This is a genomic window from Caballeronia sp. LZ028, assembly GCF_031451415.1.
Lineage (GTDB): Bacteria > Pseudomonadota > Gammaproteobacteria > Burkholderiales > Burkholderiaceae > Caballeronia > Caballeronia zhejiangensis.
Genome location: NZ_JARUXN010000001.1, coordinates 1378959 through 1402468 on the forward strand (window position 1 = coordinate 1378959; position 23510 = coordinate 1402468).

Here is a 23510-nt window from a genome sequence, read left to right on the forward strand (position 1 = left end):
CCGCCCATCGGCGGCGATTTCCCCTTTGCTATAGCTTCACGCCGCCCGCTTCGGGCGCATCCACGCCGCCGGGCGGGATCGCGCCGCCCGGGCCGACGTCGCTCGTCCGGTCGCTCGACCAGTACGGCTCGCGTCCGTAGTGCTGATGCACGGTGCTCGCCCAGACGCGATCCGCCATCGAAGGCCAGGAATCCTTGTCGAAGCCCGGCGAGTTGCGCACCTGCTCGGCCGTCGCGTCGATCCGGAAGCAGTGGTTGTCCGTATCGAGCGTGAGTGCGCTCCACGGCACAGCGAGCAGTTTGTCGCCGATGCCCAGAAAGCCGCCGCTCGACAGCACCGCATAAGCGATCCGTCCGCTCGTCACGTCGAGCATGATTTCCTTCAGCGATCCGACATCCTGGCCGTCGCTGCTTCTGACCGAATTGCCGTCGAGCGTGCTCGCCGCCATGACATCGGGTCCGGGGCCGGCGGCCGTCGCCGCGCCCTTGCCGACGATCTTCGCGCCCGCGGAAGCCGGTTCCATCGATTGACTCATGATCCGCTCCTTTGACCATCGTGAGACACGTTATGGTGAGCAACGGCCGTACCCATGGCGTGTCATCGCGCTCTGCTAAGCTCGGAATTCGTTCATTCCGTCCGCTGCCCATGATCGCTTTCGAGGAATTGCTGGCCGTCGCCTACAAGAAGGAGCGCATGCAGAGCCGCCGTCTCGCCAAAGGCGCGGCGCTCACCGAGCACGCGGCGCTCGTCAGGACGTTGCAGAAGGCGGCGGGCGAGCAATCCTTGCGAGATTTCGTCGATGCGCGCCGCGCCGAGCAAATCCGAAACGCCGATGCGCTGCGCTCACGCGACGCCCGGCGCGCCGAACGGAGCAGGCCGCGTAGGACCGAGCCCGAAGCGACAGGATGGCGCGGCTGGTTCGACGGCTCCGCGCTGCCGAATCCCGGGCGGCTGGGAATGGGAGGGGTGCTCGTCGGTCCGCTCGGGGAGACGGTCGAGATCAGCATCGCCGCGGGCATCGGCGACAGCAGCGCGGCGGAATATCTCGCGCTGATCGCGCTTCTCGAAGCGGCGCTGCGCGAAGGTGCAGCGGAAGTGGTGATCTACGGCGACAGCCGCGTCGTCATCGACGACGTCAGCGCATCGGAGAACGCCGGCATCCGCTCGCTCGCGCATCACGCCGCGCGCGTGCGCTCGCTCATCGCGCAGATCGGCGATGTGCGTCTGCAGTGGATTCCGCGTGCGCGCAACGCCCGCGCCGATGCGCTGTCGCGTCAGGCGCGCGACGCGGCGCGCGCGTCGGTCGAAGCGGCCTGACTTGCGGAATCATTACAAATCGCGGACGTCCGCCGTCGGGGTGTCGCCGAATGCGTCGCTCAGGAGATAATCGACGACCTTGCGCGCCGACGCCTCGGGCGTTGCGAGATGGCCGTCGCGCTTGAGCGCGTCGAAGCGCTCGCGCATCGGGAAGCGTTCGAGCGCGGTGCCGCGGATTTCGGCCTGCATGTCGGTGTCGACGACGCCCGGCGCGACGCTGCAGATGCGCAGCGCGCGATTGCCGTCGAGCGCGACCGCGCGCGCGTGATGATCGAGCGCCGCCTTGGTCGCGCAGTAGATGCTCCAGCCGGGGTAAGCGTTGCGCGCCGCGCCGCTCGAAATATGCACGATGCGCGTGTCGATCGATGGCCCGGCCGCCTGCGCCACCGCCGACGCAAGCATCAGCGGTGCGGCGACGTTCACACTGACCGCGCGCGCGACGTCGGCCGGCTTCTGATCCGCGAGACTGCCGACCGGCGCGAGCAGGCCCGCGTTGTTGACGAGCACCACGCGTTGCGCGCCGGACACGAAGCGGGACAGGGCGTCGCCCGACAGCCATTCGGTGAGCTTCGGGAGATCGGCGAGATCGAGCTCGACTTCGTGCAACTGACCGGGATGGCGCACGGCGAGTTCGTCGTTGCGCTTTCGGGAAATCGCGAGCACTTGCGCGCCTTGCTCGAGCAGCAGCGAAGCGAGCGCGGCGCCGAGTCCGCGGGTGTGGCCGGTGAGGATGACGCGAATCGGTTCGGACATGAGCGTGGTCGGGTTGGCTGAAGTCGTCCGATTCTATCGACAAGCGCGGCGGGGCGCCGGCTACGCCAAAACGCGTCATCCCCGCAACAGGAGCGAGCGGGGAATACGGTCGTTCGTTGGTTCCTGGACACAGATGCGATCGGGCATCTTCTTTTGACTGACAAGCTTCTTCACAAAATTGACAATCGATCTCAAACAAGAATCATCGGAGCCTGCCATGCCGAATCGCCGCAAAGCATCCCGAGCTGCGTCGTCGATCTCCGAGTCCGATCGCCTTGCCGCGCGCAACAATCGCTCGCTGACTTGCTGCATCGCGGCTTGCGCGACCTTCATCGGCTTGCCTGCGGCGTCGTGGGCTCAGAGCTCGGTGCAGCTCTACGGTGAACTCGACGCGGGCATCGCTTATACGAACAACGTCGGCGGCCACTCGCAATATCGCCTGACGAGCGGCACCATCGACGGCAGTTACTGGGGACTGCAAGGCACCGAGGATCTCGGTGGCGGCGCGCGCGCGATCTTCCGGCTCGAGCGCGGCTTGTCCGTCGCGACGGGCGAGGGGCTGAACGATCATCCGATGTATGTCGGCATCGGCACCGATACGCTCGGCACGCTCACCTTCGGCCATCAATACGACTCGATCCACGATTACTTCCAGACCTTCACGCTGACCGGCAACACGGGCGGCACGGCGTTCGCGCATCTGCTCGACAACGACAACGCGAACAACTCGTTCCTCGCGGCGAACTCCGTCAAATACACCAGTGGAAACTATGGCGGCCTGAGTTTCGGCGGTCTCTACGCGTTCTCGAATCAAGCGGGCGGATTTTCGGACAATCGCGCGTACAGCGTCGGGGCCAACTATTCGGCGGGCTCCTTCAACGCGGGCGCCGCCTATCTGCACAACAACGGGCGCGGCAACACGACGAGCGGCGCATACGATTCGCTCGCGCTGCCCGGCCCGGGCAACACGATATTCAACGCCAACGTGCAGCGGCAGAACACGTTCGGCGTCGGCATGAGCTACGAGATCGGCGAATTCACGTTGGGCGGCGCATTTTCCCGCGCGATCAATTCCGGCGTCACCGATGCCGACACCGGCGAGCTGATGCCATCGCTCGCGCTCAACAATTACGAGATCAACGGCATCTACAAGCTGACGCCGGCGATTCAGATCTCCGGAATGTACGTGTACACCAACGGCGGCGGCGCGCACTGGCACGAGGGCGCGCTGCAGGTGGACTATCTGCTCTCCAAGCGCACGGACGTGTATCTGGAGTCGATCTATCAGCGCGCTTCGTCGGGCGCGCCGGCGGTGATCAACACCAACGATCCGTCGAGCGGCCGCAATCAGCTGATGTTGAGCACGGGCATCCGTCATCGTTTCTGACCATTCTGCGGGCGTCGCGCGCGTGCTAATTTTGCGGTTTAGTTTGCGCCGATCCGCAGGTGTCCCATGTCGCTCCAGACTTTCTCGCTGTTCCTGCCCGCGTGCTTCGCCATCAACATGGCCTTCGGGCCGAACAACGTGCTGTCGCTGTCGAACGGCGCGCGCGATGGCGTTCGCGCGTCGGTGCTGGCGTCGTCCGGGCGGATCGTCGCTTTCGCGATCATGATCGCCATCGCCGGGCTCGGGCTCGGCGCGCTTTTGCTCGCATCGCAGACGCTCTTCACGGCGATCAAGTTCGCCGGCGCGGCGTACCTCGTGTGGATCGGCGTGAAGCTGATCCGCTCCGGACCGTCGCTCGTCGTCAAGGAAGAGGGCGCGGCGCGCGGTCCGATGAATCTCGCGCGGCTTACCAAACAGGAATTCTGGGTCGCGGCGGGCAATCCGAAGGCGATCCTCGTATTCACGGCCTTCTTCCCGCAATTCGTCGATCGCAGCGCGTACGCGACGAGCTTCGCCATTCTCGGCGCGACGTTCCTGCTGCTCGAACTGGTGGCGATCTTTATTTACGCCGCGCTGGGCGCGCGCCTTGGCTCGCTTTCGCGCGGCGCGCGCGGTTTCACATGGTTCAATCGCGTGAGCGGGGCGCTGATGATCGGCTTCGGCGTGATGCTCGCGTTCGTGCGGCGGCCCGCGACCTGATTCAGCGACTTTCGGGATCGAATTAATCGCGCGAATTATTACATTGAGTCATAGTCGATAACTGCGCATTAATTCTCGCGACAAATTACGCCAATCGCAGAATCCGAGAACTTTGCGTTTCGCTTGATTTACCCGCCATGCGAGAAAGCGGCGACGAAACGTCGCGCGCCCGGATTTTGCCGATTACCCGATACTTCCTTGCCTCGCGCGTCGAGGAAAGCGAACGCCGCGCGTGCGCCGCTGATTCAGGATTCGATAGCAATCGAATGTCTCCGATTTGCGATAATCGCGTGTTTGCCGCGGATAATCGCCCAGCTATTCATCTGACCATTTCGCGGACTATTCGCTCGTTTCGTCATTACGTGCAATCGGTATCTCGAAATGCGCCGATTCGCTCACGCCGTTTGAAGGATTTTTTCCGATGCTAACTCACTCGTCCCGCGCCTCGCAGACGCGCTCGTTCACGACCGTCTTTCTGATCGAAATGTGGGAGCGCTTCGGCTATTACGGCATGGCTGCGCTGCTCGTGCTGTTCATGGTCGACAAGATCGGTTTCGCCGATGAGCAGGCCAATCTCACTTGGGGCGCGTTCACCGCGCTCGTGTTTTCGGCGCCGTCGATCGGCGGCTGGATCGGCGACAAGATACTCGGCGCGCGCCGCACCATGACCGCGGGCGCTTTCGTGCTGGCGCTCGGCTATCTGATGCTCGCGCTTCCGGTCGACACGCTCGGCTTCATGTATGCGTCCCTCGGCGTGATCGTCGTCGGCAACGGGCTCTTCAAGTCCAACGCGGCGAATCTCGTGCGCCGCATCTACGAGGGCGATGACGCGCGCATCGACAGCGCGTTCACGATCTATTACATGGCGGTCAACATCGGCTCGACGTTTTCGATGCTCGCGACGCCGTGGATCAAGGATCATTGGGGCTGGCACGCGGCGTTCGCCGTGTGCTGCGGCGGCATGGTGCTCGGCCTGCTGAATTTCGCGGTGATGCGCCGCACGCTCGCGCACATCGGTTCCGCTCCGGACGACCAGCCGATTCGCTGGAAGCACGCGTTCGCGGTGGCGGCGGGGAGCATCGCGCTGGCGGCATCGACCGTATTCATCCTGCAGCACAAGACCGTGGCGGTCGCGTGTGTCTACGCGGCGGGCGTGGCCATTCTGGCGATCTTCGGCTACATGTTGATCAAGTGCGACCGCAGCGAGCGCGCGGGCCTCGTCGCCGCGCTGATCCTCACGTTGCAGGTCATTCTCTTCTTCGTGTTTTACCAGCAGATGTCGACATCGCTCACGCTGTTCGCGCTGCGCAACGTCGATCCGTCGTTCTCGATCGGCAACGCAGAGCTGTTCACGTGGAGCGCGGCGCAGTTTCAGGCGCTCAACCCGATCTGGATCATGCTCCTGAGCCCGATTCTCGCGTTCCTTTACACGCGACAGGCACAGCGCGGCCGCGGCATGTCGGTGGCCTTGAAGTACGCTCTCGGCTTCGTCGTCGTGGCGATCGGATTCTTCGTGTTCGGTCTGAGCGGGCGTTACGCGGTGGATGGGCGTGTGTCGTCGTGGTTCATGGTGGCGGGTTACGGTCTCTATTCGCTCGGCGAACTGCTGGTGTCGGGCCTCGGCCTCGCGATGATCGCGCGCTACGTCCCGGCGCGCATGAGCGGCTTCATGATGGGCGCGTATTTCGTCGCGACGGGCGTGTCGCAGTATCTCGGCAGCGTCGTCGCCAATTTTGCGCGCATGCCGTCCGGCAACCTCGAACCGGTGCAATCGCTGCCGCTTTATACGCATCTCTTTTTCGGGCTCGGCTGGCTGGCCGCGGGCGGCGCGGCGGTCGCCATGGCGCTCCTGCCGGTGCTCGGCAGACTGTCGCGGGCGCATCAGCAGGCGGTGGAGCAGGCCGTCAACGCCGCCGCGAACGAACGCGCGACGCCGGCAGCAACGTTGAGTACAAACAACGTTTGACTTCGGGGAATGCTTCGGTCTATAATTTAATTCTTCAGACGCGGGGTGGAGCAGTCTGGCAGCTCGTCGGGCTCATAACCCGAAGGTCGTAGGTTCAAATCCTACCCCCGCAACCAGTTTCAAAAAGCGAAGAGCCCGGTTCAGCCGGGCTCTTCGCTTTTGTGCGTTCGTTTCTTCTTCGTTCTCAATGGCGCAGGTCCGGCAGCGAAAAAGCGCGACCGCTCATCCGACCGAAAATTTCCTTCCCAAGCACGAAAAGCCTGCATGAGCTTTGTGCTCATGCAGGCTTTGTGCGATCTTGCCAGCTTTAATCGATTGGGGCGCTACGATAGTGCGCGAATCCGCGAGCTTTCACGCGACCTGCGCGTGAAACCGCGACCCGATCGATCTCAGGTTGCGATGCCGATCTTGCCTAAGCAGACGAGGGCGCGATGCCCTGCGTCGATCAATAGAACTTCTTCGGCAGTTGCGCGCGACGGATCTGCTTGCGCAGACGAGCGACAGCAGCAGCTTTCTTGCGCTTGCGCTCGGTGGTGGGCTTTTCATAAGCCATGCGCGACTTGAGCTCTTGAATCAGGCCCGTGCGTTCGACGGTACGGCGAAAACGACGCATGGCGACGTCGAAAGGCTCGTTCTCTTTCAACAGTACTTTAGTCATTGAAATCTCGGTTGATCTGGCCCTGCCAGAATTTAGGGCAAAACGCAATTGTACACTTTTTGAGCGTGACCCTGCACGCACTTTGTACGAAAGCATGCATATGCGGACTCGGGAATCACATCGTAGGTCGTTGAATCGAGACGACAATCCCGGAATACCCGCGCTCAGAATCCGCGCGAGCGAGGAGGCCTTCGATCGGGCTCGGCTCGGCGCGCGTCCGGCTGCTCGATCGTCACGTCGGACAGGGCGAGCGCGACGCACGGCAGAATCCAGCGTTCGGCTTTTTCCTCCGCGGTGAGTCCCGGCCATTCCACGCGATACGCGATCTCGCCTTCGACGATCCGGCAGATGCACGCACGGCAGGTGCCGTTGCGGCACGATCGCGGCAGCGACAGATTCGCCCGCAGCGCGGCTTCGAGCAGCGTCTCGCCGCCTTTCACTGCGACGAAGTGTCCGGCAGGCTCGATGACCATCGCGAAGGCGCGCGGCTCGTCGTCATTCACGCCTGTACCTCGACGTTCGCGCGGCCGTTGGTGAGATCGCGCAATTCGGCGACGGCCGGCTCGCGCGCGATCGCGGCCATCCGCACGACGAGGCGCACGGTCATCCCATATTCGCTTTGCACGAGTTCGGCGTCGTGCTGCTCGATCCATCGGCGCACGCGCGCTTCGTCGGCATAGTCGATGTCGATGCCGATCAGCCCGCGCTCGATGCGCTCGACGCGCTCGGCCAACTGCATCGCGCTTGCGATCGCATCTGTGTAGGCGCGCACGAGGCCGCCCGCGCCGAGCTTGATGCCGCCGTAATAGCGCACGACCGCGGCCAGCACGCCATCGACTTCGTGATGCCGCAGCACTTCGAGAATCGGCCGTCCGGCGGTGCCGGAAGGCTCGCCGTCGTCGGACATGCCCGACTGGCCGCCCGCTAGCAGCGCCCAGCAGACATGCGTCGCGCCCGGATGCTCGGCGCGCAGGCGCTCGAGCTCGCGCATGGCTTCGTCGCGATCCGCGACGGGTATCGCGAGCGCGATGAAGCGGCTCTTGCGGATGTCGATTTCAGCGCTGACGGAAGCGGCGAGAGTGTACGTTGGCAAAGCGGAAAACGCGCGGGAGGCAAATATCGAATCATAGCCGCTCGACGCGGCCGGTCATGCCGCCACGTCCGAGCCGTCTTTCAGCGCGCGCTGCATGAGCACTGTATCGACCCATCGTCCGTGCTTGAAGCCGACGTCGCGCAGCACGCCGACATGTTCGAACCCGAGCCGCGCATGCAGCGCGATCGAGCCGGCGTTGCCGCTGTTGCCGATCACCGCGATCATCTGCCGCCACGGTCCGCGCTCGCATCGTTCGATGAGCGCCGTGAGCAGCGCGAGGCCGACGCCGCGGCGACCGAAACCATCGGCGACGTAGACCGAATCTTCGATCGTATGCCGGTAAGCCGAGCGCGGCCGGTATGCCGACGCATACGCATAGCCCGCCAGCCGTCCGTCCAGCTCCGCGACGAGATACGGCAAGCCCGCCGCCGCGATGGCCGCGTGACGCGCGCGCATGTCGTCGACCGACGGCGCGATCTCTTCGAAAGTCGCGAGCGCGTTTTCGACGTAGTGCGAGTAAATGTGCGCGATGGCGTCGAAGTCGCCTTGCGCGGCGTCGCGCACGAGCGGTCGGGAGGAAACGTCGGAGGCCATGTCTGTCGTTCGATGCAAGGAAAACGCGGTTTCTGGTCTGGCCATTTTCGCACGGTGCATCGGCGGCAAAAAAAGCTTGCGCGGGCCGTGCGGAAGACCACCAAAAGGCAGCGTTTTCGGGCAAAGAAAACGTTGAATCGAGCGATGCGCGACCCCTACACTAAGTCGTTTGTCCGAGACTCGGGCGCGGCGCAACGCACGCCGGCCACGTCGGGCAGGAAATACACAACGCGCGCGCGACAGTCTTTGCGCCGCGGTCCATAAGACGCAATGAACAAAATTCAACGTGGGGCGCTGGCGGCGCTTCTGATCGTCATCGTGGGAATCGCGGCGCTGGCGCCGGCGGGGATCGGCTTTTTGTTCGCGCAGCGCAGTCAGCGGCATGACGAGACCGCGCGCCTGAACACGGTCGCGGCCGCCGCGCTCTTTCGCGCCGAAGATGTCACGCGGCGGCTGTCGGGCGCGCTCGGGGAAATCGGCAAAGTGGCGGCCGTGCCGTGTTCGACGCCGTATCTGCAGGAGTTGCGACGCATCGCGCTCACGCACGAGCAGGTGCGCGACGCCGGCGCTTACGATCGCGACGGCCGCTGGCAATGTTCGTCGCTCCTGGGCGCGGTGTCGGCGGGCGTGCTCGACGGCCTCACGCTGCCGCCGCCCGACTGGCGCTCCCGCGACGGTGTGATGGCGTGGTACGGGCTGTCGCGTCTGCCGGGCGGCAAGTCTTCGCTCGTGATGGGGCGCAACGGCTTCTACGTCGCCGCCGATCCATCGCTTTACGTCGACACGCTCGACGCGAACGACGAGGTCGCGAGCGGCGTCGCCGTCATCAACACGGAAGTGAGCCGCGTGATCGCGACCACGCCCGCCACCGACGCCAACGCGATCCTCGCCGTCTATCGCACCGAGCCGCCCGTGCGCGACGACTCGCCGTACGTCGTGCGCCGTTCCGTGTCGATGCCGCTCGCGGTGGTCGTGAGCGCGCCGCATCAGACGCTGCGCCAGCGCCTGCGCACGCTGCCGTGGGGCTGGCTGCTCGGCGGCGTCGTGGTCGGGCTCGCGCTCGCGAGCTGGGCGGCGTTCTTCTTCGTGCGACGGCTCTCGCCGCGCGGCCAGTTGAGCGATGCGGTGCGGCGGCATCAGTTCATCGTCGCGTATCAGCCGATCGTCGATCTCGCCACGCGGCGCTGCGTCGGCGCGGAGGCGCTCGTGCGCTGGAAGTATCACGATCGCATCGTGCGGCCCGATCATTTCATCCCGCTCGCGGAGCATCAGGGGCTGATCCAGGCGATCACCGATCAGGTGCTCGACACGATCCTGCTCGAACTCGGCGACTTTCTTAAGCGCTACCCGGAGTACTACGTGTCGGTGAATCTGTCCGCGCCGGATCTCACCACGCATCGCTTTCTCGACGTGCTCGGCCCCGCGATCGCGCAGCAGGGCGTGCGGCCGGAGCAGATTCACATCGAGGCCACCGAGCGCAGCTTTCTCGACGCCGATGCCGCCAAGGAAGTCATCGGCGCGTTTCGCGAAGCGGGCCATGCCGTCTATCTCGACGATTTCGGCACCGGTTATTCGAGCCTCTCGCACTTGCAAAACTTTCGCATCGACGGCCTGAAGATCGACAAGTCGTTCGTCGATACCGTCGGGCAGGACGCGGCGTCGAGCAGCGTCGCGTCGCACATCATCGACATGGCCGCGACGCTCGACGTGCAGGTGATCGCCGAAGGCATCGAGCGTGAGGAACAGGCTGCGTATCTGCTCGCGCGCGGCGCGCGGTTCGGGCAGGGCTGGCTGTTTTCGGCGCCGCTCACGGCCGCGGAATTCATCCGCTACGCGGGCAAGACGCGCGCCGCTTGATCGGCCTCGATTCGTCCTTATCTACGATGTTTCCTGACGAGGCCCGATCATGACCACTCCGATGAACGACCCGACCGCCACCGCTTTCCTGCGCGACGTGCGGCATCCGCTGCTCGTGCTTCATCGCAGCGTGCTTGCGCATTTGCGCGCGCGCCACGAGGCCGAGTTCGGGCCGACGTCGCCGGGCGAATTCCTGCAGATCGTGATCAACGGATCGGCGTATCGCTGGCTTACGCCGTTCTCGACGCTCATCGCCGCCATCGACGACGTCCTCGACGACGAGGAAGCCACCGCCGACGCGCGCATCGCGCACGCGCAAGCCGTCGTCGACATGTTCAGCGCCGGCACGCGCGACCCGGCATTCGCCGAGCAATTCCTGCCTTTGCTGCAGGACAGCCCGGAGATCGCCGTGGCGAACGGGCAGGTCGCGCAACGCGTGCGGGACGTCGCGCGCGCGTAAATGGCGTGATCGACGGGCGCGCGGTCTATCGAAAATGCGACCTGAAAACCGCAATTTCCGGATTCCGCGCGCATCGGGGTTTTCCTGTCTGTCGCGTGCGAACAGCGTTGCGCGGCGGGCCCGTGGCCGCGTGACGGCTCACCGCGTCGTCGTGCTGCATCGCAGCAAAGACGTTTCATCACAATTGAGCGATTAATTTTCGCTTGCGAGTATCGCCGCCAATCGCCGGAGCGCTCGTAGTCGCGCTCCGCTTCTTTCAACGAAGACGATGGAGGCGACTCTTGATCCTGTACGGCTTCGGCCCGCTCCTCTGGGCGGGCGCCAAAGAGACGCTCGCGCTCGCGGTGCTGTCTCTCGCGGTATCGGTGCTGCTCGGCTTGGCCGGCGCATCCGCGAAACTTTCGCGTCACGCGCCTTTGCGCGCCGTCGCGACCGCATCCACGACGCTCATCCGCTCGGTTCCCGACCTCGTGTTGATGCTGCTGCTCTTCTACAGCATTCAGATCGCGATCAACAATGTCACCGATGCCTTCGGCTGGAGTCAGTTCGACATCGATCCGTTCACGGCCGGCGTGCTCACGCTCGGCTTCATCTACGGCGCGTATTTCACCGAGACGTTTCGCGGCGCGTTTCTGGCGGTGCCGCGCGGGCAACTCGAAGCGGGCAGTGCGTACGGCATGAGCGGCATGCGCGTGTTCGGCCGCATTCTCTTTCCGCAGATGATGCGTTTCGCGCTGCCGGGCATCGGCAACAACTGGCAGGTGCTCGTGAAGGCGACGGCGCTCGTGTCGATCATCGGTCTCGCGGATGTCGTCAAGGCGGCGCAGGACGCGGGCAAGAGCACGTTCAACATGTTCTTCTTCATGCTCATCGCGGCGCTGATCTATCTCGCGATCACGAGCGCATCGAACCTCGTGTTGATGGCGCTCGAGCGCCGCTATTCGATCGGCGTGCGGCACGCCGAACTCTGACTCCTGCCAGCGAGCAAAAAGCCATGATCCAGATCTTCGCCGAATGGTGGCGTCCGTTCCTGTATTCCGACGGCATGCGCGCGTCGGGCCTCGTCGTCACGTTGTGGCTGCTCGCGGCGTCGATCGCACTCGGCTTCTGCGCGGCGGTGCCGCTCGCCTGCGCGCGCGTATCGCGCAACCGCTGGCTTTCGACGCCCGTGCGCCTCTACACGTACGTGTTTCGCGGCACGCCGCTTTACGTGCAACTGCTGCTGCTCTACACCGGCATGTACAGCCTGGAATTCGTGCGTACGCAGTCCCTGCTCGAAGCGTTTTTCAAAAGCGGCTTCAATTGCGCGATCCTCGCGTTCGCGCTCAACACCTGCGCCTATACCACCGAAATCTTCGCCGGCGCGATTCGCGGCATCGCGCACGGCGAAGTGGAAGCGGCGCGCGCTTACGGCATGAGCACCTTCACGATGTATCGCCGCATCATCCTGCCGTCCGCGCTGCGGCGCGCCTTGCCTTTGTACAGCAACGAAGTGATCCTGATGCTGCACGCGACGACCGTCGCCTTCACCGCGACCGTGCCGGACATCCTGAAGGTCGCGCGCGATGCGAATTCGGCGACCTATCAGTCGTTCGAATCGTTCGGCATCGCGGCGCTGCTGTATGTCGCGATCTCGTTCGCGCTGGTCGCGGCATTCCGGCGCGCCGAGCGGCGCTGGCTCGCGTATCTGCGGCCGGCGGGCGCGGTGCGCGCTGTGCGTCATTAACGAGCGGTAAAATTCGAAGCCATGCGTCATACCCTGTCATCACCCGAGGAGAAAGCGTTGCAGCCAACCGCCAAAGACGTCGCGACCAAGCTCGTCGCCGAGGACATTCACAAGCGCTACGGCGACAACGAAGTGCTGAAGGGCGTCTCGCTCGCGGCCAAAGCGGGCGATGTGATCAGCATCATCGGCGCGAGCGGCTCGGGCAAGAGCACGTTTCTGCGCTGCATCAACTTTCTGGAGCGGCCGAACGCGGGGCAGATCATCGTCGATGGCGAAGCCGTTCGCACCAAGATCGATAAATCCGGCAATCTCGAAGTCGCGGATCACAAGCAGTTGCAGCGCGTACGCACGAAGCTCGCGATGGTCTTCCAGCACTTCAACCTGTGGTCGCACATGACGGCCATCGAGAACGTGATGGAAGCGCCGCTGCATGTGCTCGGCATATCGAAGAAGGAAGCCGAGGATCGTGCGCGCGAATATCTCGAGAAAGTGGGCCTGCCGCCGCGCGTCGAGAAGCAGTATCCGTCGCATCTGTCGGGCGGTCAGCAGCAGCGCGTCGCGATTGCGCGCGCGCTCGCGATGCATCCGGATGTCATGCTCTTCGACGAACCCACGTCCGCGCTCGATCCCGAGCTCGTCGGCGAAGTGCTGAAGGTGATGCAGCGTCTCGCCGAAGAAGGCCGCACGATGATCGTCGTTACGCATGAAATGGGCTTCGCGCGCAACGTGTCGAATCACGTCATGTTCCTGCATCAGGGACGCACGGAAGAAGAGGGCGCGCCGTCCGAAGTGCTGAGCGCGCCGAAGAGCGAGCGTCTGCGCCAGTTCCTGTCGGGCAGCCTCAAGTAACGTGACGCTGCAAGTTGCGATCGTCGCGCTGCCGCCGGTGTCGATGAGCGGCATTGGGCCGATCATCGACAGTCTTTCGCTCGCCAATGAAATCGACGGGCATCGTCTCTACGAATGGCGCATCTGTTCGTGGGACGGCCGTCCGGTGCCGCTTTCGGGCGGCGCACAGCTTCCGGCCGATTGCGCGTTCAACGACGCCGTGCGTTGCGACTGGCTCATCGTCGTGTCGGAGCGCTATCAGCAGTTCGCCGATTACCGGCTCTTTCTCGCGAGCCTCGCGCGCGTCGCGCCGCGCACGCCGCTCGTTTCCGGCATTCATCACGGCGTATGGTGGCTCGCGATGGCCGGGCAGCTTTCGCAATATCGCGTCGCGGTGAACTGGGAAACGTATCAGCAGTTCACCGAGCAGTTCGAGCGCGCGATCGTCAGCCAGCAGATTTTCGAAATCGACCGCGATCGCGCTACTTGTTCCGGCGGGCAAGCGGCCATCGATTTCATGCTCGCGATGATCGCGCGCGATCACGGCCCGGACCTCGCGGAGCGCATCGCGGATTCGCTCGGCATCGGCACCTTGCGCGCGGGCACGGAGCGTCAGCGCATTCCGTTCGTCACGGCGCCGGGCGAGCGGCATCCGCGCCTGAACGACGCGCTTCAACTGATGGAAGCGAATATCGAAGACCCGCTCGCCACCGATGAAATCGCGAATCTCGTCGGCATTTCGCGCCGGCAGCTGGAGCGGCTCTTTCGTCAGTATCTCGGCGCGATGCCGTCGAAGTATTACCTCAATCTGCGTCTCACGAAGGCGCGCACGCAACTGCAGCGCACGAGCAAATCGGTGGTGCAGATCAGTCTCGCGTGCGGGTTTTCATCGGCGGCGCATTTTTCCAATGCGTATCGCGACCGTTTCGGCGTGACGCCGCGCGAGGAGCGCCGTAACTGGATCGAAAAGCAGCGCGGCGGCGCGATCGACGAACCGCGCGGCGGCGCGCTGATCGAGCCGCCCGGCGCGGCATAGAAGCTGCACGGTATCTGCGGAAAAGCTCATCGAAGCATGTCGCGAACGCGCAAGACGGAACGCGGGCGATTGCCTAATATCGACGTAATGCTCAAACCGAGGAGTGGCTCATGACCGACATCAATGTCAATCGCGGTACGTTCGACGAAGTAATGGTTCCGGTGTTCGCGCCGGCCAATTTCGTGCCCGACCGGGGCCGCGGCTCGCGCGTCTGGGACACCGAAGGCCGCGATTATGTCGATTTCGCCGGCGGTATCGCGGTGACGGCGCTGGGCCACGGTCATCCGGAACTGCTGAAAGTGCTGCACGAGCAGGGCGAGAAGCTCTGGCACATCGGCAACGGTTACACGAACGCGCCGGTGTTGCGCCTCGCGAAACGCCTGACCGATCTCACCTTCGCCGACCGCGCTTTCTTCGCGAATTCGGGCGCGGAAGCCAACGAAGCGGCGCTGAAGCTCGCGCGCCGTTACGCAATCGACAATCACGGCGACGACAAGATCGAAATCATCTCGTTCACCCAGTCGTTCCACGGGCGCACGTTCTTCACGGTGAGCGTCGGCGGACAGCCGAAGTATGCGGAAGGCTTCGGTCCGCAGCCGGCGGGCATCCGTCATCTGCCGTACAACGATTTGCCGAAGGCGCTGGAAGCCATCGGGCCGAAGACGTGCGCGGTCATCGTCGAGCCGGTGCAAGGCGAAGGCGGCGTGCTGCCCGCCGATCCCGCGTTTTTGAAGGGCTTGCGCGAAGCCTGCGACAAGCACGGCGCGCTGCTGATTTTCGATGAAGTGCAGACCGGCGTCGGCCGCACCGGCACGTTTTACGCGTACATGCAGTACGGCGTGACGCCGGACATCCTGACGAGCGCGAAGGCGCTGGGCAACGGCTTTCCGATCGGCGTGATGCTGACCACGAACGACATCGCCGCGCACTTCAAGGTCGGCGTGCACGGCACGACTTACGGCGGCAATCCGCTCGGCGCGTCGATCGCGGAGAAAGTCGTCGAACTCATCAGCGATCCGAAGCTGCTCGAAGGTGTCGCCGAACGCAGCAAAGCGATCAAGGCGCATCTGGCGCGCATCAACGAGCGCTTCGGCATGTTCAGCGAGATACGCGGACGCGGCCTGCTGATCGGCGCGGAACTGAACGACAGCTACAAAGACCGCGCGAAGGACGTGCTCAACGCGGCGGCCGCGAACGGTGTCATCATGCTGATCGCGGGGCCGAACGTGCTGCGCTTCGCGCCGTCGCTCATCATGCCGATGGCCGATCTCGACGAAGGCTTCGCGCGCATCGAAAAGGCGATCGAGCAGGTCGTCGGCACGGTTGCGGTCAAGTGACCAACGGAATCCGATGATGCTCTTCGTCCGCCCCGCAAGACTCTCCGATCTCGACGAGCTCGAACGCATGGCGCGCGCCGCGCTGCCCGTGCTGCACTCGTTGCCGCGCGACCGGCGCGCGCTCGAAACGCGCGTCGCGCTCTCGGAAGACTCGTTTCGCGCCGAAGTGGAATTTCCCGGCGAGGAGTTCTATCTCTTCGTGCTCGAAGACTCGCAGACAGGCAAGTTGCTCGGCACGTCGAGCATCGTCGCGTCGGCGGGGTATTCCGAGCCGTTCTACGCGTTTCGCAACGATGCGCTGATTCACGCCTCGCGCGAACTCAAGGTGAACCGAAAAATCCACGCGCTCACGATGTCGCACGAACTGACGGGCAAGAGCCGTCTGACGGGCTTTTATATCGATCCGTCGTTGCGCGACGAAGCGAACGAAGCGGCCGCGCATCTCTTGTCGCGCGCACGCATGATCTACATCGCGACGAACCGCAAGCGCTTCTCCAGCGAAGTCTTCTCGCTGATGCTGGGCGTCAGCGACGAATCAGGCGCGTCGCCGTTCTGGGACGCGGTCGGACGCAAGTTCTTCGGCCGCGACTTCGAACAGGTCGAATCGGAATCGGGCGGACGCAGCCGCACGTTCATCGCGGAAGTGATGCCGAGCTATCCGCTCTATGTGCCGCTGCTGCCCGGCGATGCGCAGCGCGTGCTCGGCGAGCCGAACGAAAGCACGCTGCTCGCCTACGACATTCATCTCGAGGAAGGCTTCGAGCCGGATCGTTACGTCGATATTTTCGATGCCGGTCCGGTGCTGACGATCGCCGTCGACAAAAGCGCGTCGGCGAGTTCGGGCGAATTGCGCGTCGTGCGCGATGCCGCCGTCGAAAGCGGCGCGCCGTATCTCGTCGCGGCGGGCGGCGCGCATGCGTTCCGTTGCATCGTCGCGGGACTCGCGGGCACGCGCGCGGACGGCGCCGAATTGACCGCACAGGCGCGCGATGCGCTCGGCGTCGAAGACAAGGACACGGTGCGTTGCGTGCCGTTGCATCAGGCATCGGGAGAATTGCAATGATCGTCGTGCGATGCACGCAGCCAGGCGATGTCGACGCGCTCGTCGCGCTCGCCCAGGAAACGGGCCCGGGCCTCACCACGTTCAAGCCGGATCGCGGCGCGCTCGCGGCACGCGTCGAACGCGCGCGCCGCACGCTGACCGGTGAAGCGCAAGCCTTCGAAGCAGGCTATTTCTTCGTGATGGAAGACACCGCGACCGGCGATGTCGCGGGCGTGTGCGGCATCGAAACGGAAGTCGGGCTGGAGCAGCCGTTCTACAACTATCGCGTATCGACGGTCGTGCACGCGAGCCAGGACATGCGTGTGTGGACACGCATGTCGCTGCTCAATATCTCGCACGATCTGACGGGTTATGCGGAAGTCTGTTCGCTCTTTCTCAGCCCGCGCTATCGCACGGCGGGCGTGGGCGGCCTGTTGTCGCGCTCGCGCTTCATGTTCATCGCGCAGTTCGCGGATCGCTTTCCGCAGCGTTTGTGCGCGGAATTGCGCGGCCACTTCGACGAAAACGGCGAGTCGCCGTTCTGGAACGCGGTCGGCTCGCATTTCTATCAGATCGATTTCAACGAAGCGGATTATCTGAGCTCGCACGGCAAGAAGTCGTTCGTCGCCGAACTGATGCCGCGCTATCCGGTGTATCTGGACTTGCTGCCGGAGACCGCGCAACAGGCGGTCGGCGTCACGCACAGGGACACCGCGCCCGCACGCAAGATGCTCGAGGCGGAAGGGCTGCGTTACGAGAATCACGTCGATATCTTCGATGCCGGTCCGGTGCTCGAATGCCACATCGCGGACTTGCGCACGGTGCGCGAGAGCGTGATCGCGAGCGTGCGTATCGGCGATCGAAGCGACACGGGCAGCGATGCCAGAAGCCTCGTATCGAACACCTTGCTCGAAGATTTCCGCTGCGGCGCGACGACGGGCGCGATCGAGGACGGCGCGTTCCTGCTGACGGCGGAAGAAGCCGCGGCGTTGCGCGTGAAGGAAGGCGATCAGGTGCGCGTGCTGACTTCTCATCCGCGCGCCAAGTAAATGAGACACGACATGGATATTTCGAACCAGTTGTATATCGGCGGTGAGTGGCAGGACGGCAAGGGCGCGGCGTTTGCATCGCGCAATCCCGGCACCGATGAAACCGTGTGGCAGGGCAAGAGCGCATCCGCGCAAGACGTGGATCGCGCGGTGTCGTCGGCGCGGCGCGCGTTCGCGTCGTGGTCGGCGCTGTCGTTCGACGAGCGCGTCGCGGTCGCCAAACGCTTCGCCGCCTTGCTCAACGAGAACAAGGAAGCGCTCGCAAACGCGATCGGCCGCGAAACCGGCAAGCCGCTGTGGGAAGCGCGCACGGAAGTGGCGTCGATGGCCGCGAAGGTCGATATCTCCGTGCAGGCGTATCACGAGCGCACCGGCGAAAAGCGCGCGCCGATGGCCGATGGCGTCGCGGTGCTGCGGCATCGTCCGCATGGCGTCGTCGCCGTGTTCGGGCCGTACAACTTTCCGGGGCATCTGCCGAACGGACATATCGTGCCGGCGCTCATCGCGGGCAATACGGTCGTGTTCAAGCCGTCCGAACTCGCGCCCGGCGTCGCGGCCGCAACCGTCGCGCTGTGGATTCAGGCTGGCTTGCCCGAAGGCGCGCTCAATCTCGTGCAAGGCGAAAAGGACACGGGCGTCGCGCTTGCGAATCATCGGCAGATCGACGGGCTTTTCTTCACCGGCAGCTCGGATACCGGCACGCTCTTGCACAAGCAGTTCGGCGGACGTCCCGAAATCGTGCTCGCACTGGAGATGGGCGGCAACAATCCGCTCGTCGTCGCGAACGTCGAGGATGTCGATGCCGCCGTGCATCACGCGATTCAATCGGCGTTTCTGTCGGCGGGCCAGCGCTGCACCTGCGCACGCCGTCTCTTCGTCCCCGACGATGCCGTCGGCGAGCGCTTCATGCAGCGCTTCATCGAAGTGAGCGCGAACATTCGCGTCGGGAAATACGACGATGAGCCGCAGCCGTACATGGGCGCCGTGATCTCGGCGCGCGCGGCGGCGCGTCTCGTCGATGCGCAGACGCGTCTGATCGAAGCCGGCGCGAAGCCCGCGCTCGAAATGAAGCAGCGCGCGGCGCATCTCGGCTTTGTCTCGCCCGCGATCCTGGACGTGACGAACGCGCGCGACGTCCCCGACGAAGAGCACTTCGGCCCGATGGTGCAGGTCACGCGCTACAAGACGTTCGACGAAGCCATCGAGCGCGCGAACGACACCGCTTACGGCTTGTCCGCGGGCCTGCTCGCCGACGACGAATCCGCGTGGAAGCATTTCCAGCGCACGATCCGCGCGGGCATCGTCAACTGGAACCGGCCGACCAACGGCGCATCGTCGGCGGCGCCGTTCGGCGGCATCGGACGTTCGGGCAATCAGCGGCCGAGCGCGTACTACGCGGCGGACTATTGCTCGTATCCGATGGCGTCGGTGGAAAGCGCGCAATTGCAAATGCCGGCGAGCGTATCGCCGGGACTTACGTTCTAAGCGGCGGAAATGAACATGCTTGCAACCGAAGCGAACTTCGACGGGCTCGTCGGCCCGACGCACAACTACGCGGGACTCTCGTTCGGCAACGTCGCGTCGCGCAACAACGAGAAGTCGGTGGCCAATCCGAAGGCCGCCGCGAAGCAGGGCTTGCGCAAGATGAAGCGGCTCGCCGATCTCGGCTTTCGGCAGGGCGTGTTGCCGCCGCTCGAACGCCCGTCGATCAGGCTGTTGCGCGCCGTCGGCTTTTCCGGCGACGACGCCAGCGTGATCGCCCGCGCCGCGCGTGAAGCGCCGGAACTGCTGGCGGCGGCGAGCTCCGCATCGGCGATGTGGACCGCGAATGCGGCGACCGTGAGTCCGTCCGCGGATACGGAAGACGGGCGCGTCCACTTCACGCCGGCGAATCTCGCGGCCAAGCTGCATCGCGCGATCGAGCATGGCGAAACGCGCCGCTCGCTTGGCGCGATCTTCGCCGACGAAGCGCGCTTTCGCATTCATCACGCGCTGCCCGGCACGCCCGCGCTCGGCGACGAAGGCGCGGCGAACCATACGCGTTTTGCGCGCGAGTACGGCGAGAAGGGCGTCGAGTTCTTCGTGTACGGGCGCAGCGAGTACGGCCAGGGTTCGCAGCCGCAGCGCTATCCCGCGCGTCAGACGCTCGAAGCGAGCCGCGCGGTCGCGCGCCTGCACGGTTTATCCGCCGATGCGACCGTGTTCGCGCAGCAATCGCCCGATGTGATCGATGCGGGCGTGTTCCACAACGACGTCATCGCGGTCGGCAATCGCACGACGCTCTTTTGCCATGAGCGCGCGTTCGTCGATCAGCACAAGGTCTACGACGAGCTACGCGAGAAGCTCGGCGCGCAAGGCACGCCGTTTCACGCGCTCGAAGTGCCGGACAGCGAAGTCAGCGTGGAGGATGCGGTTTCGTCGTATCTCTTCAATAGCCAGTTGTTGTCGCGCGAGGACGGCAGGCAAGTGCTCGTCGTGCCGCAGGAATGCCGCGAGAACGCGCGCGTGGCGGCGTATCTCGATTCCCTCGGCGGCCGCAAGACGCCGATCGACGAAGTGCTCGTCTTCGATCTGCGCGAAAGCATGAAGAACGGCGGCGGGCCGGCTTGTTTGCGTCTGCGCGTCGTGCTGAACGACGCCGAGCGCGCCGCGGTGAACCCGCGCGTGTGGATGAACGACGGGCTTTTCACGCAACTCGACGCGTGGATCGACAGGCATTACCGCGATTGCCTCGCGCCCGCCGATCTCGCCGATCCGAAACTGCTCGCCGAATCGCGCGGCGCGCTCGACGAACTGACGACCATCCTCGGACTCGGTGCCGTCTATGACTTTCAGCGCTGATTCGTCCTTGCTCGAAGACTTCCTCGCCTTCACGCTCAACGGCGGGCGCCCTTCCGTCGCACAGGGCGTCGCGCCTTCGGGCGTGCGCTGGACCTGGCAGGGCGAGGGCGTGTTGCTGCTGGAACCCGCGACAGAACCGACGCATAGCGTGCTCGCGTCGGCGGGCATTCACGGCGACGAAACCGCGCCGATCGAAATGCTGTGCTCGCTTGTCGCGGATATCGCGAACGGCCGCGCGCCGCTCGTCGCGCGCATGCTCGTGATCCTCGGCAACATCGACGCGATGCGTGCCGCCGACCGCTATCTCGACGACGACCTGAATCGCCTGTTCAGCGGCCGTCATGCGGATTTGCGCGACAGCCGCGAAGCACCGCGCGCCGCTGAACTGGAAGACGCCGCGTTGAAGTTCTTCGATGGCGTCACGCATCGGAAATGGCACATCGACATGCATACGGCGATTCGCGCGTCGGTGTTCGAGCAGTTCGCGTTACTGCCGCACACCGGCGCGCCGCTCGCCCGCGCGATGTTCGACTGGCTGCGCGATGCGCGTCTGCAGGCGGTGCTCCTGCATCGCGAGAAGGGCAACACGTTCACGCACTTCACGGCGCAGCACGCGGGCGCGCTCGCCTGCACGCTCGAACTCGGCAAGGTGCGCCCGTTCGGTCAGAACGATCTCGCGCGTTTTGCCGCATCGGATGCGGCGTTGCGTCGCCTGATTGCGGGCGAGGCGGCGAAGGAAAGCGCGCCGCTGCGCGTGTTCACGGTCGTCGCGCAAATCGACAAGCAGAGCGAGCAATTCGTGCTGAACGTGGCGAGCGACGTGCCCAACTTCACCGCGTTCGCCGCCGGCACCGAGCTCGCGCGCGACGGCGATTATCGTTATCGCGTGTCGCACGACGAAGAGCGCATCGTGTTTCCGAATCCGAAGGTCAAGCCGGGCCTGCGCGCCGGCTTGATGGTCGTCGATACGACCGATTCGACGCTCGCCTCTCTCGATTGACCGGCAACGGTTCATCGATTCACTTCCCGATGTTTATCCGACGCACCGCGGGTGCGCGCTACAATCGCGCCCCGGTGTCGGATCATCACACCTGTATCGAACCGCAATGGAAGGAGATGGAAGTTGAAGAAATCGCATCTGATCGGTCGCAAGCTCGCCGCGCTGGCGGTGCTGGGCGCCGCCGTCGTCACGTCGAACGCGCAAGCGGCCGATGACATGAAGCAACTGCGCTTCGGCGTCGAAGCGTCTTACGCCCCGTTCGAATCGAAGTCGCCGAGCGGCGAGCTGCAGGGCTTCGATATCGACATCGGCAACGCGGTGTGCGCGAAGCTGAAGATGAAGTGCGTGTGGGTCGAGAATTCGTTCGACGGTCTCATTCCCGCGTTGCAGGCGCGCAAGTTCGACGGCATCAACTCGGACATGACGATCACCGACAAGCGCAAGCTCGCCATCGACTTCACCGATCCGATCTACACGATCCCGAATCAGCTGATCGCGAAGAAGGGCAGCGCGATTCAGCCCACGGTCGAGGGTTTGAAGGGCAAACGCGTCGGCGTGCTCCAGGGCTCGATCCAGGAAACCTACGCGAAGGCGAAGTGGGCGACGGCGGGCATCGATGTCGAGTCGTATCAGGCGCAGGACCAGATTTATGCCGATCTGGCGTCGGGCCGACTCGATGCGGCGTTCCAGGATGCCGAAGCGGCGTCGAAGGGCTTTCTGAAGCAGCCGCAGGGCGCGGGCTTCGCGTTCGCTGGCCCGGCCGTGGCGGATGACAAGCTGCTGGGTTCGGGCGTCGGCTTCGGCGTGCGCAAGAACGACAAGGCGCTCAAAGATGCGCTCAATCGCGCGCTGAAGGAGCTGAAGGACGACGGGACGATCGATCGCTTCGCGCAGAAGTATTTCGATGTGAAGGTGGTGTTGAAGTAAGGCTTCGGTTTGCCGGATGTGAGAAGCCCGCTTCGGGAGTGGTCCCGGAGCGGGCTTTTTTTACGTCACATCGACGGCGTGACGATCACCGTCGCCGTCGTCCCCGCACTCAGCAGCACCCCATCCGGCACTTCATCGATATGCACGCGCACCGGCACGCGCTGCGCGAGCCGCACCCAGTTGAACGTCGGGTTCACGTCGGCGAGCAGCTCGCGGCTTTGCGGATTGTCGCGATCATAGATGCCGCGCGAAATGCTCTCGACGTGCCCCTTCAGCTCGCCGCCGCTCATCAGGCGAATCGATGCCTTGTCGCCGATACGCACATGCGGCAGCTTCGTTTCCTCGAAGTATCCATAGACCCAGAATGAATGACTGTCGACGATCGCGAGCTTGGCGGCGCCCGCCGTCGCGTAGTCGCCGCGAAACACGTTCAGGTTGGTGACGTAGCCGTCGACCGGCGAGAACACTTTGGTGCGTTCGAGATTGAGCTTCGCGGCATCGAGCGCGGCCTGCGCCTGCTGCAACTGCGCTTCGGCGGTCGATGCGGTCTGCATCGCGTTTTCGCGCGCTTCCTTCGATACGACGAGGCTGTCCATGTCGGCGCGGCGCGCGGCGTCCGCACGGCGCATGCGCAATTCGGCCGCGCGCGCGGTGACGTTCGCCTGCGCCTGCTCGACCGCGATCCGGTAATGCGACGGATCGATCTCCATCAGCAGATCGCCCTTCTTCACGAACTGATTGTCACGAACCGGCAACTGCACGACCGCGCCCGACACGTCCGGCGCCACGTTGACGACATCCGCGCGCACGCGGCCATCGCGCGTCCACGGCTCGTCCATGTAATGCACCCACAGCACGCGCCCGATGACGAGCGCGACCGCGAAAATGGCGATCGTCAAAACCAGCCCGATGATTTTCCTGAGAATCATGATGCGAACTC

24 protein-coding genes and 1 tRNA gene are annotated in these 23510 nt (G+C 64.4%); 18 read left to right on the forward strand and 7 right to left on the reverse strand.

The window, feature by feature from the left end; all coding sequences use genetic code 11:
- Window positions 1–28: 28 nt before the first annotated feature.
- A complete protein-coding gene (locus QCE58_RS06450) occupies window positions 29–535 on the reverse strand; it encodes a PRC-barrel domain-containing protein (RefSeq protein WP_008350394.1) in 507 nt (168 codons plus the stop codon).
- A 110-nt stretch (window positions 536–645) separates the two neighbouring features.
- Between QCE58_RS06450 and QCE58_RS06455 the strand changes: the two genes are divergently transcribed.
- Entirely contained in the window at window positions 646–1317 is a 672-nt protein-coding gene (locus QCE58_RS06455; RefSeq protein WP_250521052.1) for a reverse transcriptase-like protein, read from the forward strand.
- A 12-nt stretch (window positions 1318–1329) separates the two neighbouring features.
- Here QCE58_RS06455 and QCE58_RS06460 read toward each other — a convergent pair whose 3' ends face one another.
- Window positions 1330–2070 carry an SDR family oxidoreductase gene (locus QCE58_RS06460; protein WP_250521053.1) on the reverse strand — a complete coding sequence of 247 codons (741 nt, stop codon included), beginning with the start codon at window positions 2068–2070 and terminating at the stop codon, window positions 1330–1332.
- 217 nt (window positions 2071–2287) lie between these two features.
- Between QCE58_RS06460 and QCE58_RS06465 the strand changes: the two genes are divergently transcribed.
- The 4 genes from QCE58_RS06465 to QCE58_RS06480 all read left to right on the forward strand — a co-directional run bounded on the left by QCE58_RS06465 (window position 2288) and on the right by QCE58_RS06480 (window position 6238).
- A complete protein-coding gene (locus tag QCE58_RS06465) occupies window positions 2288–3457 on the forward strand; it encodes a porin (RefSeq protein ID WP_241484860.1) in 1170 nt (389 codons plus the stop codon).
- A 66-nt stretch (window positions 3458–3523) separates the two neighbouring features.
- Window positions 3524–4156 carry a LysE family translocator gene (locus tag QCE58_RS06470; RefSeq protein ID WP_250521054.1) on the forward strand — a complete coding sequence of 211 codons (633 nt, stop codon included), beginning with the start codon at window positions 3524–3526 and terminating at the stop codon, window positions 4154–4156.
- 421 nt (window positions 4157–4577) lie between these two features.
- Complete coding sequence (locus tag QCE58_RS06475; protein ID WP_008350387.1) at window positions 4578–6122, forward strand: peptide MFS transporter; 1545 nt, start codon at window positions 4578–4580, stop codon at window positions 6120–6122.
- Window positions 6123–6161: 39 nt separating this feature from the next.
- Window positions 6162–6238: transfer RNA gene (locus QCE58_RS06480), tRNA-Met, on the forward strand.
- Between the two features lie 329 nt (window positions 6239–6567).
- Here QCE58_RS06480 and rpsU read toward each other — a convergent pair.
- The 4 genes from rpsU to QCE58_RS06500 form a co-directional block, all read right to left on the reverse strand.
- Window positions 6568–6780: a 30S ribosomal protein S21 gene (gene rpsU / locus QCE58_RS06485; protein WP_006999077.1), complete on the reverse strand. Its 213-nt coding sequence runs from the start codon at window positions 6778–6780 to the stop codon at window positions 6568–6570.
- Between the two features lie 164 nt (window positions 6781–6944).
- On the reverse strand, window positions 6945–7253 hold the full coding sequence (locus QCE58_RS06490) for a 2Fe-2S iron-sulfur cluster-binding protein (RefSeq protein WP_033537218.1): 309 nt from the start codon (window positions 7251–7253) through the stop codon (window positions 6945–6947).
- A 26-nt stretch (window positions 7254–7279) separates the two neighbouring features.
- Complete coding sequence (locus tag QCE58_RS06495; protein WP_250501926.1) at window positions 7280–7873, reverse strand: YigZ family protein; 594 nt, start codon at window positions 7871–7873, stop codon at window positions 7280–7282.
- 54 nt (window positions 7874–7927) lie between these two features.
- Window positions 7928–8467: a GNAT family N-acetyltransferase gene (locus QCE58_RS06500; RefSeq protein ID WP_250521055.1), complete on the reverse strand. Its 540-nt coding sequence runs from the start codon at window positions 8465–8467 to the stop codon at window positions 7928–7930.
- Between the two features lie 270 nt (window positions 8468–8737).
- Here QCE58_RS06500 and QCE58_RS06505 point away from each other — a divergent pair, with 270 nt between their 5' ends.
- The 13 genes from QCE58_RS06505 (at window position 8738) to QCE58_RS06565 (ending at window position 22570) form a co-directional block, all read left to right on the forward strand.
- Window positions 8738–10324: an EAL domain-containing protein gene (locus QCE58_RS06505; protein ID WP_008350376.1), complete on the forward strand. Its 1587-nt coding sequence runs from the start codon at window positions 8738–8740 to the stop codon at window positions 10322–10324.
- Window positions 10325–10385: 61 nt separating this feature from the next.
- Window positions 10386–10784, forward strand: coding sequence for a hypothetical protein (locus tag QCE58_RS06510; protein ID WP_033537211.1), 399 nt, complete (start codon window positions 10386–10388; stop codon window positions 10782–10784).
- A gap of 281 nt (window positions 10785–11065) precedes the next feature.
- Window positions 11066–11755 (forward strand): histidine ABC transporter permease HisQ, encoded by a 690-nt coding sequence (locus tag QCE58_RS06515; protein WP_309779310.1) that lies wholly within the window; start codon window positions 11066–11068, stop codon window positions 11753–11755.
- A gap of 23 nt (window positions 11756–11778) precedes the next feature.
- Window positions 11779–12510, forward strand: coding sequence for an ABC transporter permease (locus QCE58_RS06520; RefSeq protein WP_008350370.1), 732 nt, complete (start codon window positions 11779–11781; stop codon window positions 12508–12510).
- A 21-nt stretch (window positions 12511–12531) separates the two neighbouring features.
- Window positions 12532–13359, forward strand: coding sequence for an ATP-binding cassette domain-containing protein (locus QCE58_RS06525; protein ID WP_250521056.1), 828 nt, complete (start codon window positions 12532–12534; stop codon window positions 13357–13359).
- A gap of 43 nt (window positions 13360–13402) precedes the next feature.
- Window positions 13403–14374 (forward strand): GlxA family transcriptional regulator, encoded by a 972-nt coding sequence (locus QCE58_RS06530; protein WP_235366349.1) that lies wholly within the window; start codon window positions 13403–13405, stop codon window positions 14372–14374.
- 110 nt (window positions 14375–14484) lie between these two features.
- Entirely contained in the window at window positions 14485–15711 is a 1227-nt protein-coding gene (locus tag QCE58_RS06535; RefSeq protein ID WP_250434487.1) for an aspartate aminotransferase family protein, read from the forward strand.
- Window positions 15712–15727: 16 nt separating this feature from the next.
- Window positions 15728–16774 carry an arginine/ornithine succinyltransferase subunit alpha gene (gene aruF / locus QCE58_RS06540; protein ID WP_250521079.1) on the forward strand — a complete coding sequence of 349 codons (1047 nt, stop codon included), beginning with the start codon at window positions 15728–15730 and terminating at the stop codon, window positions 16772–16774.
- Window positions 16771–17802 (forward strand): arginine N-succinyltransferase, encoded by a 1032-nt coding sequence (gene astA / locus QCE58_RS06545; RefSeq protein ID WP_250507348.1) that lies wholly within the window; start codon window positions 16771–16773, stop codon window positions 17800–17802. The genes aruF and astA overlap by 4 nt, the downstream gene beginning before the upstream one ends.
- Before the next feature lie 12 nt (window positions 17803–17814).
- Window positions 17815–19287 (forward strand): succinylglutamate-semialdehyde dehydrogenase, encoded by a 1473-nt coding sequence (astD, locus tag QCE58_RS06550; RefSeq protein WP_250521057.1) that lies wholly within the window; start codon window positions 17815–17817, stop codon window positions 19285–19287.
- 15 nt (window positions 19288–19302) lie between these two features.
- Entirely contained in the window at window positions 19303–20643 is a 1341-nt protein-coding gene (astB, locus tag QCE58_RS06555; RefSeq protein ID WP_250521058.1) for an N-succinylarginine dihydrolase, read from the forward strand.
- A complete protein-coding gene (gene astE / locus QCE58_RS06560) occupies window positions 20627–21643 on the forward strand; it encodes a succinylglutamate desuccinylase (protein WP_175979944.1) in 1017 nt (338 codons plus the stop codon). Before astB ends, astE begins: the two co-directional genes overlap by 17 nt.
- A gap of 123 nt (window positions 21644–21766) precedes the next feature.
- Entirely contained in the window at window positions 21767–22570 is an 804-nt protein-coding gene (locus QCE58_RS06565; RefSeq protein WP_250519392.1) for an ABC transporter substrate-binding protein, read from the forward strand.
- Between the two features lie 65 nt (window positions 22571–22635).
- Here QCE58_RS06565 and QCE58_RS06570 read toward each other — a convergent pair whose 3' ends face one another.
- Complete coding sequence (locus QCE58_RS06570) at window positions 22636–23499, reverse strand: HlyD family secretion protein (protein ID WP_008350358.1); 864 nt, start codon at window positions 23497–23499, stop codon at window positions 22636–22638.
- Window positions 23500–23510: the final 11 nt, after the last annotated feature.